The sequence below is a fragment of the Streptomyces sp. NPDC058741 genome (assembly GCF_042746715.1).
Lineage (GTDB): Bacteria > Actinomycetota > Actinomycetes > Streptomycetales > Streptomycetaceae > Streptomyces.
Window position 1 is genome coordinate 1 of record NZ_JBHYQH010000022.1, and the last position, 14,928, is coordinate 14,928.

Annotated in this window: 17 protein-coding genes; 6 read left to right on the forward strand and 11 right to left on the reverse strand. The window is 72.6% G+C overall.

Features of this window, described 5'->3' with window-relative positions; translation table 11 throughout:
- Nucleotides 1–94: 94 nt before the first annotated feature.
- Nucleotides 95–499: a hypothetical protein gene (locus ACFW6P_RS19040; protein WP_386424203.1), complete on the reverse strand. Its 405-nt coding sequence runs from the start codon at nucleotides 497–499 to the stop codon at nucleotides 95–97.
- Between the two features lie 640 nt (nucleotides 500–1,139).
- Between ACFW6P_RS19040 and ACFW6P_RS19045 the strand changes: the two genes are divergently transcribed.
- Nucleotides 1,140–1,685: a tetratricopeptide repeat protein gene (locus ACFW6P_RS19045; protein WP_386354133.1), complete on the forward strand. Its 546-nt coding sequence runs from the start codon at nucleotides 1,140–1,142 to the stop codon at nucleotides 1,683–1,685.
- Nucleotides 1,686–1,693: 8 nt separating this feature from the next.
- Nucleotides 1,694–1,978, forward strand: coding sequence for a DUF6332 family protein (locus tag ACFW6P_RS19050; RefSeq protein ID WP_386353984.1), 285 nt, complete (start codon nucleotides 1,694–1,696; stop codon nucleotides 1,976–1,978).
- Here ACFW6P_RS19050 and ACFW6P_RS19055 read toward each other — a convergent pair.
- Together ACFW6P_RS19055 and ACFW6P_RS19060 are read right to left on the reverse strand one after the other, a co-directional pair.
- A complete protein-coding gene (locus ACFW6P_RS19055; protein WP_386353986.1) occupies nucleotides 1,939–2,604 on the reverse strand; it encodes a response regulator in 666 nt (221 codons plus the stop codon). The two genes, ACFW6P_RS19050 and ACFW6P_RS19055, sit on opposite strands and share 40 nt — an antisense overlap.
- Nucleotides 2,601–3,860: a sensor histidine kinase gene (locus ACFW6P_RS19060; RefSeq protein ID WP_386353989.1), complete on the reverse strand. Its 1,260-nt coding sequence runs from the start codon at nucleotides 3,858–3,860 to the stop codon at nucleotides 2,601–2,603. Before ACFW6P_RS19060 ends, ACFW6P_RS19055 begins: the two co-directional genes overlap by 4 nt.
- A 132-nt stretch (nucleotides 3,861–3,992) precedes the next feature.
- On the opposite strand from ACFW6P_RS19060, the gene ACFW6P_RS19065 reads away from it, so the two are divergent.
- Nucleotides 3,993–4,901 (forward strand): GNAT family N-acetyltransferase, encoded by a 909-nt coding sequence (locus tag ACFW6P_RS19065; protein ID WP_386424205.1) that lies wholly within the window; start codon nucleotides 3,993–3,995, stop codon nucleotides 4,899–4,901.
- Here ACFW6P_RS19065 and ACFW6P_RS19070 read toward each other — a convergent pair.
- Nucleotides 4,873–5,613: a TetR/AcrR family transcriptional regulator gene (locus ACFW6P_RS19070; protein ID WP_386353993.1), complete on the reverse strand. Its 741-nt coding sequence runs from the start codon at nucleotides 5,611–5,613 to the stop codon at nucleotides 4,873–4,875. The genes ACFW6P_RS19065 and ACFW6P_RS19070 overlap by 29 nt on opposite strands.
- 300 nt (nucleotides 5,614–5,913) lie before the next feature.
- Here ACFW6P_RS19070 and ACFW6P_RS19075 point away from each other — a divergent pair, with 300 nt between their 5' ends.
- Nucleotides 5,914–6,363 (forward strand): nitroreductase family deazaflavin-dependent oxidoreductase, encoded by a 450-nt coding sequence (locus ACFW6P_RS19075; RefSeq protein WP_386353995.1) that lies wholly within the window; start codon nucleotides 5,914–5,916, stop codon nucleotides 6,361–6,363.
- On the opposite strand, the gene ACFW6P_RS19080 is transcribed toward ACFW6P_RS19075, so the two are convergent.
- Nucleotides 6,347–7,606, reverse strand: a complete 1,260-nt coding sequence (locus tag ACFW6P_RS19080) for a geranylgeranyl reductase family protein (RefSeq protein WP_386353997.1) — start codon at nucleotides 7,604–7,606, stop codon at nucleotides 6,347–6,349. The two genes, ACFW6P_RS19075 and ACFW6P_RS19080, sit on opposite strands and share 17 nt — an antisense overlap.
- Nucleotides 7,607–7,740: 134 nt before the next feature.
- Between ACFW6P_RS19080 and ACFW6P_RS19085 the strand changes: the two genes are divergently transcribed.
- Both ACFW6P_RS19085 and ACFW6P_RS19090 read left to right on the forward strand, forming a co-directional pair.
- Nucleotides 7,741–9,096: a dipeptidase gene (locus ACFW6P_RS19085; RefSeq protein ID WP_386353999.1), complete on the forward strand. Its 1,356-nt coding sequence runs from the start codon at nucleotides 7,741–7,743 to the stop codon at nucleotides 9,094–9,096.
- Nucleotides 9,097–9,163: 67 nt separating this feature from the next.
- The gene (locus tag ACFW6P_RS19090) at nucleotides 9,164–9,478 is read left to right on the forward strand and encodes an MBL fold metallo-hydrolase (RefSeq protein WP_386354001.1); all 315 of its coding nucleotides are present in this window, start codon (nucleotides 9,164–9,166) and stop codon (nucleotides 9,476–9,478) included.
- Here ACFW6P_RS19090 and ACFW6P_RS19095 read toward each other — a convergent pair.
- The 6 genes from ACFW6P_RS19095 to ACFW6P_RS19120 form a co-directional block, all read right to left on the reverse strand.
- Complete coding sequence (locus ACFW6P_RS19095) at nucleotides 9,448–10,491, reverse strand: NUDIX domain-containing protein (RefSeq protein ID WP_386354003.1); 1,044 nt, start codon at nucleotides 10,489–10,491, stop codon at nucleotides 9,448–9,450. The two genes, ACFW6P_RS19090 and ACFW6P_RS19095, sit on opposite strands and share 31 nt — an antisense overlap.
- Before the next feature lie 141 nt (nucleotides 10,492–10,632).
- Nucleotides 10,633–10,830, reverse strand: coding sequence for a hypothetical protein (locus ACFW6P_RS19100; RefSeq protein WP_386354005.1), 198 nt, complete (start codon nucleotides 10,828–10,830; stop codon nucleotides 10,633–10,635).
- A gap of 67 nt (nucleotides 10,831–10,897) precedes the next feature.
- Nucleotides 10,898–11,122, reverse strand: coding sequence for a hypothetical protein (locus tag ACFW6P_RS19105; RefSeq protein ID WP_386354007.1), 225 nt, complete (start codon nucleotides 11,120–11,122; stop codon nucleotides 10,898–10,900).
- A gap of 145 nt (nucleotides 11,123–11,267) precedes the next feature.
- Entirely contained in the window at nucleotides 11,268–13,673 is a 2,406-nt protein-coding gene (locus ACFW6P_RS19110; RefSeq protein WP_386354008.1) for an ATP-binding cassette domain-containing protein, read from the reverse strand.
- A gap of 139 nt (nucleotides 13,674–13,812) precedes the next feature.
- On the reverse strand, nucleotides 13,813–14,229 hold the full coding sequence (locus tag ACFW6P_RS19115) for a VOC family protein (RefSeq protein ID WP_386354010.1): 417 nt from the start codon (nucleotides 14,227–14,229) through the stop codon (nucleotides 13,813–13,815).
- A gap of 10 nt (nucleotides 14,230–14,239) precedes the next feature.
- Nucleotides 14,240–14,686 (reverse strand): helix-turn-helix transcriptional regulator, encoded by a 447-nt coding sequence (locus tag ACFW6P_RS19120; protein ID WP_386354012.1) that lies wholly within the window; start codon nucleotides 14,684–14,686, stop codon nucleotides 14,240–14,242.
- Nucleotides 14,687–14,928: the final 242 nt, after the last annotated feature.

Sequence of the window (14,928 nt, forward strand, 5' to 3'; positions counted from 1 at the left end):
CAGACACCGCGCCAAGCGCCACGACGTCGGCAAGACCGTCAAACGCGCCGAGACCATCAAGGAACACGAAGCCCGCCGAGGATAAACGTCAAGCTCAGGCGGCGGCAACCGCGTCCACGACCTGATCCGCGTCTTCGCCGTCCGCCAGTACGAGGAGCTGCCGCCGGAGGAACGGAACGCTCCGGTGGAACGCCTGGTCCGGGCCTACAGGGATGCCGTCGTCCACTGGGCGGCTCAGTGCGCCCCCGAACTGCGCGCCGAGATCGACCCCGAGCGCGTGTCGGACCTGCGGGACGCGCCGGCACCGGCCGCCGAGTGGGTCGCCGGAGAGCAGGACCGTCTCCTCTGGCCGATCGACCGCGCGCGCAGCCTCGGGCTGAACGCGGCGGCGGGGATCGGGGAGGCGCCGTCGTGCTTCCTCGACGACATCACTCTCGCCCCGGACTCGGCCGACTGGCTCTTCGACGCTCCCGCGGAAAGCCCGGCCCAGGGTGCTCACCGGTCCGCGCAGGGCACGTGCGCGGGCTGCCGTGGCCGAAGGCAACCCGGACAGGGTGCTGTCGCTCCTGGCCTCACACGGCCCCGACGCGGCGGAGGGCTCCGGGGACCCGGTCGCACGGGCCGGGACGCGATGGTCGTGGCCCGAGCGCACTCCGTGCGGGGCGATGACCGCACCGCCCTCGATCGCATGACGACCGCGGCGGACAGGCTACGCGCGGCCGGCGACTCCTGGCACACCCTCGGTTCCCTGGAGTTGCTGGGCGAGCTGCAGCGCTGGCACGGACGGCCCGAGCCGGGTGAGCAGAGCCGGCGGGACGCTTTGAGCATCGCCGGACAAGCGGGTGACCTGAGAGCTCAGGCGCGTCTGCGGCGCACCCTGCCGGAGACGCTGGGCTGTCTGCGCCGCCCCACGGAGGCGGTCCCGCTCCTCGAGACGGCGAGGGACGACTTCAGGCTCCTCGGCGACCGCCGCGGGGAGGGAGGCCACCGCGTACGCGCTCGGCAGGATCTACCGGCTCCTCGGAGAGCGCCGGAAGGCACTCGACTGCCACAGCAGGGCCGAGGGCATCTTGGGCCCGATGGGCGAACGGTTGCGGGTCTGCCGGGTCAACAACGCCCGAATCCGCGGCCTCGCCGGTATGGGACGACTCGATGACGCCGCCGCCACCGCCCGTGAGGCGATCACGTTGTTCGAGCAGCTCGGCAACACGATGCGGGTGGCGCACACCCAACGGGACGTCGGCTGGCTGCATCTGCGCGCCGGACGTCCGGCGGACGCCGAGGCACCGCTCACGCACGCTGTGAACGCCTGCGCCGCGGCCGGCGATGCCTACGCGGGCGCCATGGCCCGTCACCCGCGAGGTGTGGCCCATCGCGAACTCGGCCGGTACCCGGAGGCCCATTCCGACTTCGACGCCGTGCTGGACGTCTGCAGGGCGGGTTCCTGCGCGTGGAACCAGGCCGCGGTCAGCACGACGTCATCCGCACCCTCCTGGCGGAAGGCCGCGCCGAAGAGGCCGACGTGTGGAGCGGGACATCTCCGCCACCAACCCGATCTTCGATCGCACGCACAGCCGGGACGGAGCGGTCGCGGTGCCCGACGAGGACTGACGCGGGCAGGCCTCAGCGCGGTGCGGACGGGCACCCGGCAGGCTTCCTTGCCCCTGTGCCGCACGGCTGTTTGACTCGCCGTATGACGCATCACGGGGGACGGCGGACCCAGGCCGAGCGCGACGCGATCACCGTCGAGATCGGGTACGCCCTGTGCAGCGCGGTCTTCGCGGCGGCGGTCGTCTTCGGGGCCGTGGCCGGTCCGGCCCTGCTCTTCGACCTCCCCGGCACCGTGGAGAGGATGCTGCTGGGTACCGGGACGGCGCTCGCGCCCGTGCTGTTCGCGGCCCGGGTCGTCAGCGTGCTGGTGCGGTTCCGGGGGGCTGCTCAGCCCAGCCAGCCCGGCCGTACCAGCCCGGACTCGTAGGCCAGGACGACCAGTTGGGCCCGGTCGCGGGCGCCGAGCTTCACCATCGTGCGGCTGACGTGGGTCTTGGCGGTGAGGGGGCTGACGACCAGCCGGCGGGCGATCTCCTCGTTGGACAGGCCGATGCCGACCAGGGCCATCACCTCCCGCTCCCGCTCGGTGAGCCGCGCCAGGGCGTCGGCCGCCGCCGGTTCCTTGGAACGGGCCGCGAACTCGGCGATCAGCCGGCGCGTCACGCCCGGTGACAGCAGTGCGTCGCCCGCGACCACCGCCCGGACCGCGCGCAGGAGTTCATCGGGTTCGGTGTCCTTGACCAGGAACCCGGAGGCGCCCGAACGGAGTGCCTCGAAGACGTACTCGTCGAGTTCGAAGGTGGTGAGCATGACCACCCTGACATCCTTCAGGGCCGCGTCCCGCGTGACCTGGCGGGTCGCGGCGAGGCCGTCGAGGCCGGGCATGCGGATGTCCATCAGGACGACGTCCGGGCGCAGTTCGCGGATCCTGCGGACGGCCTCCTCCCCGTCGGCGGCCTCCGCGGCCACCTCGATGTCCGGCTGCGCGTCGAGCAGCGCCCGGAACCCGGCCCTGACCAGCGACTGGTCATCGGCGAGCAGTACGCGGATCACCGGTCCTCCTCCCGTGGTGCGGTCGCTGCGGCCCGCCGGCCGGCGGACGTCCTGAGCGGCAGCACGGCGAGCACCCGGAAACCGCCGTCCGGGCGGGGCCCGGCCTCGATGGTGCCACCCAGCGCGGCGGCCCGTTCCCGCATCCCCGCCAGTCCTTTGCCGCTGCCGCCCGCGTCGGCCCCGGTCGCCGGCCCGTCGTCGTCGACGCGCAGCCGCAGCACGTCCGCCTCCTGCGTGAGGTGCACGCGCGCGTGCCGCGATCCGGAGTGGCGGACGACGTTGGTCAGCGCCTCCTGGACGATCCGGATAGCGGCGAGGTCCGTGCCGGGCGCGAGGCGCGGCGGCTCGCCTTCGACGTCGACCGCCAGCCCCGCGCTCGCCGCCTGGGCCACGAGTTCGGGCAGCCGCTCCAGACCGGGCGCCGGGGCGCGGGGCGCGTCGCCGGGCGCGCGCAGGGTGTCGAGCACCTGTCGGACCTCTCCGAGCGCCTCCTTGCTCTGGGCCTTGATGGTCGTGAGCGCCGTACGGGCCTGTTCCGGGTCGGTGTCGAGCAGCGCGAGACCCACCCCGGCCTGCACGTTGATCACGGAGATGCTGTGCGCGAGGACGTCGTGCAGCTCGCGCGCGATCAGCAGTCGCTCCTCGTCCGCCCGCCGGCGGGCGGCCGCGGCGCGCTCGGCCCGTTCGCGCGCCCACTGCTCCCGACGGACCCGGAACAGCTCCGAGACCGCCGCGATGGCCACCACCCAGGTGGCGACGACGATCTCCTCACCCCAGGAGACGGCCGAGTCCCCAGGCGGCGGCAGCCACCGGTAGAGCCAGTGCGCCACCAGGACGTGCCCCGCCCAGAGCATGCCCATCGCGGCCCAGGCGGCGAGGCGGTGCCCCGCGACGATCGCGCTGAAGCACGCCAGCGCGACGGTGAGGAACACCGGACCGTACGGATAGCCCGCCCCGAGATAGACCATGACGGTGCCGGCCGTGCCGAACACCACGGCCACCGGATGCCGCTTCCGCCACAGCAGCAGGCCTCCGGCGACGAGCAGCAGCACGCGCGCGAAAAGGTCCAGGTCCGCCCGCCGGCCCTCCTGCCCGTGGGCGGCGAGGTGTGTTCCGACCAGCACGAAGGCCGTGACGACAAGGGTGGACCGCCAGGGCAGGCGGGGCGCGCGCTCCCGGTCCACCCACCGGTCCCACCGGCCAGGCCCGTGCCGCCACCACTGCGGCGGGCCTCCCCGCACGCGCTGCTCGTCCATACCGGCCACGCTAGACGCCGTGCCCGCCCGGCGGCGTCCCCCGGGCGTGGCGGTCGCCCGTACTCCCGGGGAAGTACGTTCTCCCCGAGAAGTACGTTGCCCTCCTCCACTTTCTCTGACTAAGGTCAGAGAATGACGACGGAGCAGGTGGATCAGGTACGGCGCTTCAATCGGACGGTCACCGAGCGCGTCGGCATGCTGCACGACCACTATCTGGGCGGCACACGCCCCTACGGCCAGGCGCGGCTGCTCTGGGAGATCGGCGACGCGGGCACGCACGACGTCCGCAGCGTCCGGGACCGGCTCGGCCTCGACTCCGGCTACGCGAGCCGGCTGCTGCGGGCACTGGAGCGCGACGGACTCGTCGCCGTCGAGCCCCACCCCCGCGACGGGCGGGTGCGCACCGTGCGGCTGACCGAGGCCGGGCGGAAGGAGCGCGCCGCCCTCGACGACCGCAGCGACGCACTCGCCGCATCCCTCCTCGACCCGCTCGACGCCGGGCAGCGGGACCGGCTGACCGCCGCCATGACCGAGGTCGAGCGGCTGCTCACCGCCTCGGTGGTGTCCGTGGAGGTGCTCGACCCCGACCATCCGGACGCCGTGTCCTGCCTGCGGGCCTACGTCACCGAACTGGCGGAGCTCTTCGAGGGCGGCTTCGACCCCGCGCGCACCCTGCTCCCCGATCCGGGCGAACTGCGGGCGCCGCGCGGCCTGTTCCTCGTCGCGCGGCTGCACGGTGAGCCGGTGGGCTGCGCCGGGCTGAAGCTGCCGGCCGGGGCACCCGCCGAGATCAAACGGCTGTGGGTCTCCCCCGGCACCCGAGGCCTCGGCCTGGCCCGGCGCCTGCTGTCCGAACTGGAGGAACGCGCCGCACGGCACGGCCACGACCTGGTGCGGCTCGACACCAACAAGGCTCTGCAAGCGGCCACCCGCCTGTACCGCACCGCCGGTTACACCGAGGTCCCCGCCTTCAACGACGAGCCGTACGCCCACCACTGGTTCGAGAAGCGCCTCACCCCTGAAACCGCCGGGACTCCGTGACACGAGAGGCGGGCTTGTCCTGCCGGTGGACCAGTCCCACCTGGTGGGCCAGCTGTCCCGCCGCGTGCCGGAAGAAGACCGCCCGGTCCTCCACCACCCGGTGGAACTGCCCGAACACCTCGAACCCCACCAGCCCGTAGAGCTGGGCCCAGGCCGCTACGAGAGCCGTGACCGTCTCGGGCGGGAGGTCGGGCGCGAGGTCGGCGGCCATCCGCTCGGCCTCCGGGCGCAGGTCGGCCGGGAGGACGGGCCGCGCCAGGCCGGGACCACGGTAGGCGTCGCGCGCGATGCCGATCAGGAGAAGGCCGACACGGGCCGCCGCCGGGACGGTGGTCTGGGGCGCGGTGTAGCCGGGGACGGGCGAGCCGTAGATCAGGGCGTACTCGTGCGGGTGGTCGAGCGCCCAGCCCCGCACGGCCTCGCACACCGCGACCCAGCGCTGCGGGGCGCCGGCGTCCGCGACGGCCTCGTGGCCTTTCTCGGCGCTTTCACCCAGGGAGTCGTAGGCGTCGATGATCAGGGCGGTCAGCAGGTCGTCGCGGCTGGGGAAGTAGCGGTAGAGCGCCGAGGACACCATGCCGAGCTCACGGGAGACAGCCCGCAGGGAGAGCCGGGCGGCCCCCTCGGCCGCGAGTTGCCTGCGCGCCTCGTTCTTGATGGCCGCGGTCACTTCGATCCTGGCCCGGGCACGGGCGCTGTGTGCGGAGCTCATGCGGGGCAGTGTGCCATGAATGCGGAGCGGTGCACACAAACGAGAGCAGTGCACACGGATGAGAGCAGCGCACACCGACGAGAGCAGCACACACACCCAGGAGAGCGCTACACCGGCGAGAGCGGCGGACGCCAGCGAGAGCGGTGCACACAAGCAGGAGCGCCGCCCGCATTCGAGAGCACCGAACCGAAGTGAGAGCACTGCTCTTGAAGAACGTCCCCACCTCAGGCAAACTGACCCCAACAGAGCGAGAGCAGTGCTCACACGCGTGAGCACTGCTCCTTACCCCAGGGGAACCCCATGTCCGCTCACGTGCAGAAGCCCGGCTGGTTCACGGTCAACGTCCTGAACCGGTTCGTCGCCTGGCTGACCCGCCGCGGCGTCAGCGTCTGGGGCTCCCGCGTGCTCGCCGTCCGCGGCCGCAAGAGCGGCCAGTGGCGCACCACCCCGGTCAACCTGCTCACCCTCGACGGCAGGCAGTACCTCGTGGCGCCCCGCGGCCACGTCCAGTGGACGCACAACATGCGGGCCGCGGGCGGCGGCGAGCTGCGACTGGGCGGGCACGTGGACACGTTCACCGCGTCCGAGGTGGCCGACGACGCCAAGGCTCCGGTCCTGCGCGCCTACCTCAAGCGCTGGAAGGCGGAGGTCGGAGTCTTCTTCAACGGCGTCGGGCCCGACTCCCCCGAGGCGGAGCTGCGCCGCATCGCCCCCGACCACCCGGTGTTCGAGATCACGATGACGGGCTGACCCGCGACGGTTCGGCCTCGTCGTCCGTCACGGCGGGGCGGCGGTCCATCACCGTCAGGGCCCGCTGGGCCAGGGGGTGCGTGCGGACGATCTCGCCCAGTGACGTCGAGCCCCGGGTGATGTCCCTGAACGCCTTCCACGCCGGGCGGAACCCCGTCAGCACCGCGTGGAAGAGACCGGGGCTGCGTTCGAACACCGTCAGCAGCCGCTTGCCGACGCTCATCTCCACACCGAGGCCCGCCTTGACGGCGAACGCGTAGTTGAGGGCCTGCCGGCGGGTGTCCACCGCGTCGTGCGCCTCGGCGATCCGCACCGCCCACTCCCCCGCGAGCCGCCCGGAGCGCAGCGCGAAGGAGATGCCCTCGCGGGTCCACGGCTCCAGCAGCCCGGCCGCGTCGCCGCAGACCAGCACCCGGCCGCGCGACAGCGGCGAGTCCTCGGCGCGGCAGCGGGTCAAGTGCCCGGAGGAGATGCTCGGTTCGAAGCCGGCCAGGCCCAGGCGGCCGATGAATTCCTCCAAGTACCTCTTGGTGGCGGCGCCTTCACCGCGGGCCGAGATCACCCCGACGGTGAGGGTGTCGCCCTTGGGGAAGACCCAGCCGTAACTGCCGGGCATGGGGCCCCAGTCGATGAGCACCCGGCCCTTCCAGTCCTCCGCGACGGTGTCCGGCACCGGGATCTCCGCCTCCAGGCCGAGGTCCACCTGCTCGACCTTGACCCCGACGTGGGCGCCTATGCGGCTGGCGCTGCCGTCCGCCCCGACCACGGCCCGGGCGAGCACGACCTCGCCGCCCTGCAGCACGACGGCGACCGTGCGCCGGTCCGGCACCGCCGAGCCGTGCTGCTCGACCCGCTGGACCGTGACGCCCGTGCGCAGCTCGGCGCCCGCCTTCTGCGCGTGCTCGACGAGTTGCTGGTCGAACTCGGGCCGGTTGATCAGGCCGAACAGCATCTGCTTGGAGCGGCGGGTGCGCGTGAAGCGGCCGTTGTTCGAGAACGTCACCGCGTGCACCCGGTCCTTGAGCGGCAGCTCGAAGCCGGGCGGCAGGGCGTCGCGCGAAGGGCCGATGATGCCGCCGCCGCACGTCTTGTAACGAGGCAGCTCGGCCTTCTCCAGCAACAGCACGCGTCTGCCCGCGACGGCCGCCGCGTACGCGGCCGTAGCACCCGCGGGTCCCGCGCCCACCACGACGACGTCCCACACCTGCCGCACGTCGTCCGCCGAAGAGTTCTCGCTGCTCACGATGGTCTACTGCTCCCGATCAAGCCGCCCGCTGCTGCTGTCTCCCGCATCCTACGGCGGACCCGCTCGCAGGCCGCTGTGGGAGGATCTACAGCACTCACCGCTACAACGTCGCACCCACAAGGAGCGTGCCCATGTCGTCGAATCCGGTCGCCGATACCGTCGCCTCGCTGATGCCCAGGGCGAGGGAGGAGCTCGCCGAACTGGTGGCCTTCCGGTCGGTGGCGGACTTCGACCAGTTCCCGAGGAGCGAGAGCGAGGGCGCGGCACGCTGGGTCGCGGACGCGCTGACCGCCGAGGGCTTCCAGGACGTGGCGCTGCTCGACACCCCCGACGGCACGCAGTCGGTCTACGGCTTCCTGCCCGGCCCGGAGGGCGCGAAGACCGTCCTGCTGTACGCGCACTACGACGTGCAGCCGCCGCTGGACGAGGCCACCTGGAGCACCCCGCCCTTCGAGCTGACGGAGCGTGACGGGCGCTGGTACGGGCGCGGTGCCGCCGACTGCAAGGGCGGCGTGATCATGCATCTGCTGGCGCTGCGCGCGCTGAAGGCGAACGGCGGCGTGCCGGTGCACGTGAAGGTGATCGCCGAGGGCTCGGAGGAGATGGGCACCGGCGGTCTGGAGCGGTACGCCGAGGAGCACCCGGAACTGCTGGCGGCCGACACGATCGTGATCGGCGACGCGGGCAACTTCCGGGTGGGCCTGCCGACCGTCACCTCGACCCTGCGGGGCATGACGCTGGTGCGGGTGAGCGTCGACACGCTCGCGGGCAACCTGCACTCAGGCCAGTTCGGCGGTGCCGCGCCCGACGCGCTGGCCGCTCTGATCCGCGCGCTGGACTCGCTGCGCGCCGAGGACGGTTCGACGACCGTCGACGGACTCGCCGCGGACACGTCCTGGGACGGGCTGCAGTACGACGAGGGGCAGTTCCGGCAGGACGCCAAGGTGCTGGACGGTGTGGGGCTGATCGGGTCGGGGACGGTCGCCGACCGCATCTGGGCGCGCCCGGCCGTGACCGTCCTCGGCATCGACTGCCCGCCCGTCGTGGGCGCCACCCCGTCCGTGCAGGCGAGCGCCCGCGCGCTGGTCAGTCTGCGGGTGCCGCCGGGCGTGGACGCGGCCGAGGCGACCAAGCTGCTCCAGGCGCACCTGGAGGCGCACACGCCGTGGGGTGCGCGGGTGAGCACCGAGCAGATCGGCCAGGGCCAGCCCTTCCGCGCCGACACCGGCAGCCCGGCCTACCAGGCCATGGCGGACGCGATGGCGGTGGCGTATCCGGGTCAGGAGATGCAGTACGCCGGTCAGGGCGGCTCGATCCCGCTGTGCAACACGCTGGCCGCGCTGTACCCGCGTGCGGAGATCCTGCTCATCGGGCTGAGCGAGCCTCAGGCGCAGATCCACGCGGTGAACGAGAGCGTGTCCCCCGAGGAGCTGGAGCGGCTGTCGGTGGCGGAGGCGCTGTTCTTGCGCGCCTACGCGGCGGGCTGACCGCTCTGCCCTCGGCAGAAGAACCTCGTCCCGGGTCACCGAGCCGGCCGGCGGTGGGGTCCTGGAGGTGGCGGCCGGGGCGCACGTCGTCCCTGTGCCCGGCCACACGCACGGCAGCATCGCGCTCCACCTCCCCGGGCACGGCGTGCTGTCCACGGGCGACACGGTCGCGGCCTCCCCCGTGGACGGCACGGTGATCCCGGTGTGTCCACCCTCGACCGGGGTCAGGTCCTCACCGCCTGCGCGCGGCTGGCGGAGCCGGACGCGGACGTGGCCTGCTTCGGTCACGGGAACCCGGTACGGGCGCAGGCGGCCCGTGCGCTGCGGACGCCGCCCACCGGTGAACCGCGTTCAGCCGAGCGGCACTCCGGCTTCCAGGTAGTACGCCGCCCCGCGTTCGCGCGCCCGCAGGGCCCAGCGCAGCCGCTCGTAGCGCACGGGCGGCAGCAGGCCGGCCGCCTCCTCCTCGGTGACGAACCGCCAGGCGCGCAGTTCCGGGCCGGGCAGCAGCAGCCGTGCGGCCTTTGCGGAGTCCAGGACGCCGCCGTCGAAGAGGAGCCGCAGTCCGCCGAATCCGGGCGGTGCGGGGCGCTCCCAGTCGACGACCAGGAGGCTCGGCACCTCGTCGAGCCGGATGCCGGTCTCCTCGGCGACCTCCCGCATCCCGGCGCGCGCGGGGGCCTCACCGGGCTCCACGACTCCGCCGGGGAACTCCCAGCCGGCCTTGTAGGTGGGGTCGACGAGCAGCACCCGTCCGTGTTCGTCGAAGAGGAGCACACCGGCGGCGAGCGTCTCGGCGGTGGGTTCGGGCGTCTGCACGATGTCGCAGACCGGCACGGAGCCGCGGCCCAGGGCCTCTGCGATGCGGGCGGCGGCCTGGTACGGGGTGAGGTCGCTGGTGTCGACGGGGTGGGCGTCGGCGGTGAGCCAGGAGGCGAGGGCGGCCCGGTAGGGCTCGATGTGGTCGAAGGACCACCGGCGTATTCGGATCTCGCCGTCCGGCGGGTCCGGGGGCACCTCGCGGCCCGCCATTCGCTCGCGCAGTATCGTTTCGGCCGGCGCGAGCAGGATATGGCTGACCGCGATCCTGCGCGCGGCCAGTCCGCCGAAGATCTCGTCGCGGTACTCCTGGCGCAGCAGGGTCATCGGGACCACCAGGGTCCCGCCCAGCTCGGCGAGCACGGCGGCCGCCGTGTCGATCACGAGCCGCCGCCAGATCGCCAGGTCCTGGAAGTCGCCGACCTCGGCGAGGTGCTTGGGCGGCAGCAGGTGGGCGAGCGCGGCGCCGATGACCTCCGGGTCGAAGAGCGTGCTGTTCGGGATCAGTTCGATCAGTTCCCGTGCGGTGGTGGTCTTCCCCGCACCGAACGCGCCGTTGATCCAGACGACGGTCACAGGTCCCCCTCTTCTGTTGGCCCCCTGAGGCTTGCCCGCTCCACCCTGCCACGGAAACCAGCCGCAGTTGAGGGCGCATGACGACGGCGCCGGCGCCCCTCGTGCGGGAGCGCCGGCGCCGGGGCCGTGACCTGCGGCTCGTCAGCCCTTGTCCTTCCCACCGTCCTGCCGGTCCAGGGCGAGGCTGTCGTTGGCCACCACGGTGCCGTCGAGCGACCGGAGGGTGTCATCCGCGCTGAGGGAGCCGAGGCTGTCCCCGAGGGCGTGGGACGGGGTGACCGCCGCGACGACGAAGCCGGTGGCGAGGGAGGCGATGGTGAGCATGCTGCGCTTCTTCATGCCCGGCACAACTGCCGGGGACGCCCCGGGGTCACGCAGCCGCCCGCGACCGGACGACACATGGCCGTCATCCGGGGTCCGGGGTCCACACCCCGGGGCCCCCGCCCCGCCACTCGATCAGTCCCGATGCCGCCACGTAGGTCTCGTCGGCGTCGTCGATCCCCGCCCGCCGCAGGAACTCGGCGATGTCCAGCAGACCATACGCGATCCCGAGGAACTGGTCGTCCACACGGACCCGCCGGCCACCGTCCGAGGCGGGCGGGTAGACCACGACGGGTTTCACGGACGCCATGCCACCAGGGTGCGGGAGCCCGCGGTGGGCCGCTCGCCGGGATGGGCCGTTCAGTCGGTCTCCCACGGCGCCGGACCACCCGCGCCAGCTCCGGCGCCGGACCACCCGGGCCCGCCCCCGGCACTGGACCGCCGGGGGCGGTGCCTCAGGCGCCCACGTAAGCCGCCAGGTGCTCGCCCGTCAGCGTGGAGCGCGCCGCCACCAGGTCCGCCGGGGTGCCCTCGAAGACGATGCGGCCGCCGTCGTGGCCGGCGCCGGGGCCGAGGTCGATGATCCAGTCGGCGTGCGCCATGACCGCCTGGTGGTGCTCGATGACGACGACCGAGCGGCCGGCGTCCACGAGCCGGTCGAGGAGGCCGAGCAGCTGCTCCACGTCCGCGAGGTGCAGACCGGTGGTCGGCTCGTCGAGGACCAGGATCTTGGGGTCGCCGCCCTTGTCGGCCATGTGCGCGGCCAGCTTCAGCCGCTGCCGCTCGCCCCCGGACAGGGTGGTGAGCGGCTGGCCGAGGGTGAGGTAGCCGAGCCCGACGTCGGCGAGCCGCTCCAGGATCCGGTGCGCGGCGGGGGTGCGGGCCTCGCCCGTTCCGAAGAAGTCCACCGCCTCCGACACCGGCATCGCGAGCACCTGGCTGATGTCGCGCCCGCCGAGGCGGTACTCCAGCACCGACGCCTGGAACCGCTTGCCCTCGCAGTCCTCGCACGGGGTGTCGACGCCGGCCATCATCCCCAGGTCGACGTAGATCACCCCGGCGCCGTTGCAGGTGGGGCAGGCGCCCTCGGAGTTGGCGCTGAAGAGGGCCGGCTTGACGCCGTTGGTCTTGGCGAACGCCTTGCGGATCGGTTCGAGCAGCCCGGTGTAGGTGGCGGGGTTGCTCCGGCGCGAGCCCTTGATGGGGCTCTGGTCCACGGAGACCACGCCCGCGTCGACGGGCATCGAGCCGTGCAGGAGCGAGCTCTTGCCGGAGCCGGCGACGCCGGTGACGACGGTGAGGACCCCGAGCGGGATGTCGACATCCACGTCACGCAGGTTGTTCGCCGAGGCGCCGCGGATCTCCAGCACGCCGGTGGCCCGGCGGACCACGTCCCTCACCTTCGCCCGGTCGTCGAAGTGACGGCCGGTGACGGTGTCGGCCGTCCGCAGTTGCTCGACCGTGCCCTCGAAGCAGACGGTGCCGCCCGCCGTGCCGGCGCCCGGGCCGAGGTCGACCACGTGGTCGGCGACCGCGATGGCCTCCGGCTTGTGCTCGACGACGAGCACGGTGTTGCCCTTGTCCCGCAGGCGCAGCAGCAGGTTGTTCATCCGCTGGATGTCGTGCGGGTGCAGGCCGACGGTGGGCTCGTCGAAGACGTAGGTGACGTCCGTGAGCGAGGAGCCGAGGTGGCGGATCATCTTCACGCGCTGCGCCTCGCCGCCCGAGAGCGTGCCGACGGACCGGTCGAGCGAGAGGTAGCCGAGGCCGATCTCCACGAACGAGTCGAGCGTCCCGCGCAGGGCGGTGAGCAGCGGCGCCACCGACGGCTCCGACAGGCCCCGGACCCACTCGGCCAGGTCCCTGATCTCCATGGCGCAGGCGTCGGCGATGCTGATCCCGTCGATCTTCGAGGACCGGGCCGCCTCGGTCAGCCGCGTACCGTCGCAATCGGGGCAGGTGGTGAAGGTGACCGCCCGCTCCACGAAGGCCCGGATGTGCGGCTGCATCGCCTCCTTGTCCTTGGACAGGAACGACTTCTGGATCTTTGGGATCAGACCCTCGTAGGTGAGGTTGACGCCGTTGACCTTGACCTTGGTCGGTTCGCGGTGGAGGAAGTCCTGCATCTCCTTCTTGGTGAACCGGCGGATCGGCTTGTCCGGATCGACGAAACCGGACTGCGCGTAGAGCCCGACGGTCCAGACGTTGTCCGCCTTCCAGCCGGGGATGGTGAACGCGCCCTCGGAGATGGACTTGGAGTCGTCGTAGAGCTGGGTGAGGTCGATGTCGGAGACCTTGCCGCGGCCCTCGCAGCGGGTGCACATGCCGCCGGTGCGGGAGAAGGTCGCCTTCACCGTCCTGGTCTTCTCGGCGCCGCGCTCGACCCGGATCCCGCCGCTCGCGCTGACGGAGGCCGTGTTGAAGGAGTAGGCGCCGGGCGGGCCGATGTGCGGTGTACCGAGCCGACTGAAGAGGATGCGGAGCATGGCGTTGGCGTCGGTGGCGGTGCCGACCGTGGAGCGGGGGTCGCCGCCCATGCGCTGCTGGTCGACGGCGATGGCGGTGGTCAGCCCGTCGAGGACGTCGACCTCGGGCCGTGCCCGGTTCGGCATGAACCCCTGCAGGAAGGCGCTGTAGGTCTCGTTGATCAGCCGCTGCGACTCCGCCGCGATCGTGTCGAACACCAGCGAGCTCTTGCCGGAACCGGAGACCCCCGTGAACACCGTCAGCCGGCGCTTGGGGATCTCGATGCTGACGTCCTTGAGGTTGTTCTCGCGCGCTCCGTGCACGCGGATCACGTCATGGCTGTCGGCGACGTGCGGACCGGTCGGCTGTCCGTCCGCCGATTCGGCCTTGCTCATGGTGTCTTCCTCTCCCGTGGGGCGGGGCTCCCGCCCGGACGATCTCGTTCCCGCGCCGCCCCGAGGGGACGGCGCGGGGTGCGGGAGCCGGCGGCCGACGAGGCCGTACGGGATCCCGCGCGGGGCGAACGGCGGGCCGCTACCGCGACGTGACCTGCTGGACGCGGACCAGGTTGCCCGCGGGGTCGCGGAAGGCGCAGTCGCGCACGCCGTACGGCTGGTCCGTCGGCTCCTGCACCACCTCCGCGTCGCCCGCCTGCAGCCGCTCGAAGGTGGCGTCGACGTCGGTGGTGGCCAGGACGATGCTGGCGTAGGTGCCCTTGGCCATCATCTCGGTGATGGTGCGGCGCTCGTCCTCGGTGACACCGGGGTCGGCGGCCGGTGGGTGCAGCACGATGCTGGTGCCCGGCTGGCCGGCCGGGCCGACCGTGATCCAGCGCATGCCCTCGTACCCGACGTCGTTGCGGACTTCGAATCCGAGGGTGTCGCGGTAGAACGCCAGGGCGGCGTCCGGGTCGTCGTGCGGGAGGAACGTGGCGTGAAGGGTGAGGTCCATGGCCACCACGCTAATTTCGGCTCGTCTCGGGCGCTTCTCGATTCCTGACCGGTCTGGTGACCTGCTTCGCCACGCACGAGGGGATGCCGGCGGTGGCCCGCGCGGCCTCGCGCTTGTAGGCGCTGGGCGGCATGCCGACGAGTTCGGTGAAGCGGGTGCTGAAGGTGCCGAGGGAGGAGCAGCCGACCTCGAAGCACACCTCGGTGACGCTGAGGTCCCCGCGCCGCAGCAGCGTCATCGCGCGTTCGATCCGGCGGGTCATGAGGTAGCTGTACGGCGACTCGCCGTACGCCTGCCGGAACGCCCGGCTGAGATGCCCCGCCGACATGTGCACGCCCCGGGCCAGTGCCTCCACGTCCAGGGGCTGCGCGTACTCCCGGTCGATCCGGTCCTTGACCCGGCGCAGACGGACGAGATCGCGACGGCGCTGCTCCGAGACGGGTCTGCTGCTGCTCACAGGCGTGATCGTGTCACATCACACGGACACGCGGCCCAATTCGGCATATCCCTGCCGGAACTCCTTCGGAGACCCCGGCGGCCGTCGTCCGCGCCCCACCCTCCCGGACATCCTCCCGGAACTCCTCCGGAGACCCCCAGCGCCCGTCCGGGCCCCCAACCCTCCCGGACATCCCCACCGGAACTCCTGCGGAGACCCCGGCGGTCATCCGCGCCCCACCGGACTGAACGTTCCTGCCGAGG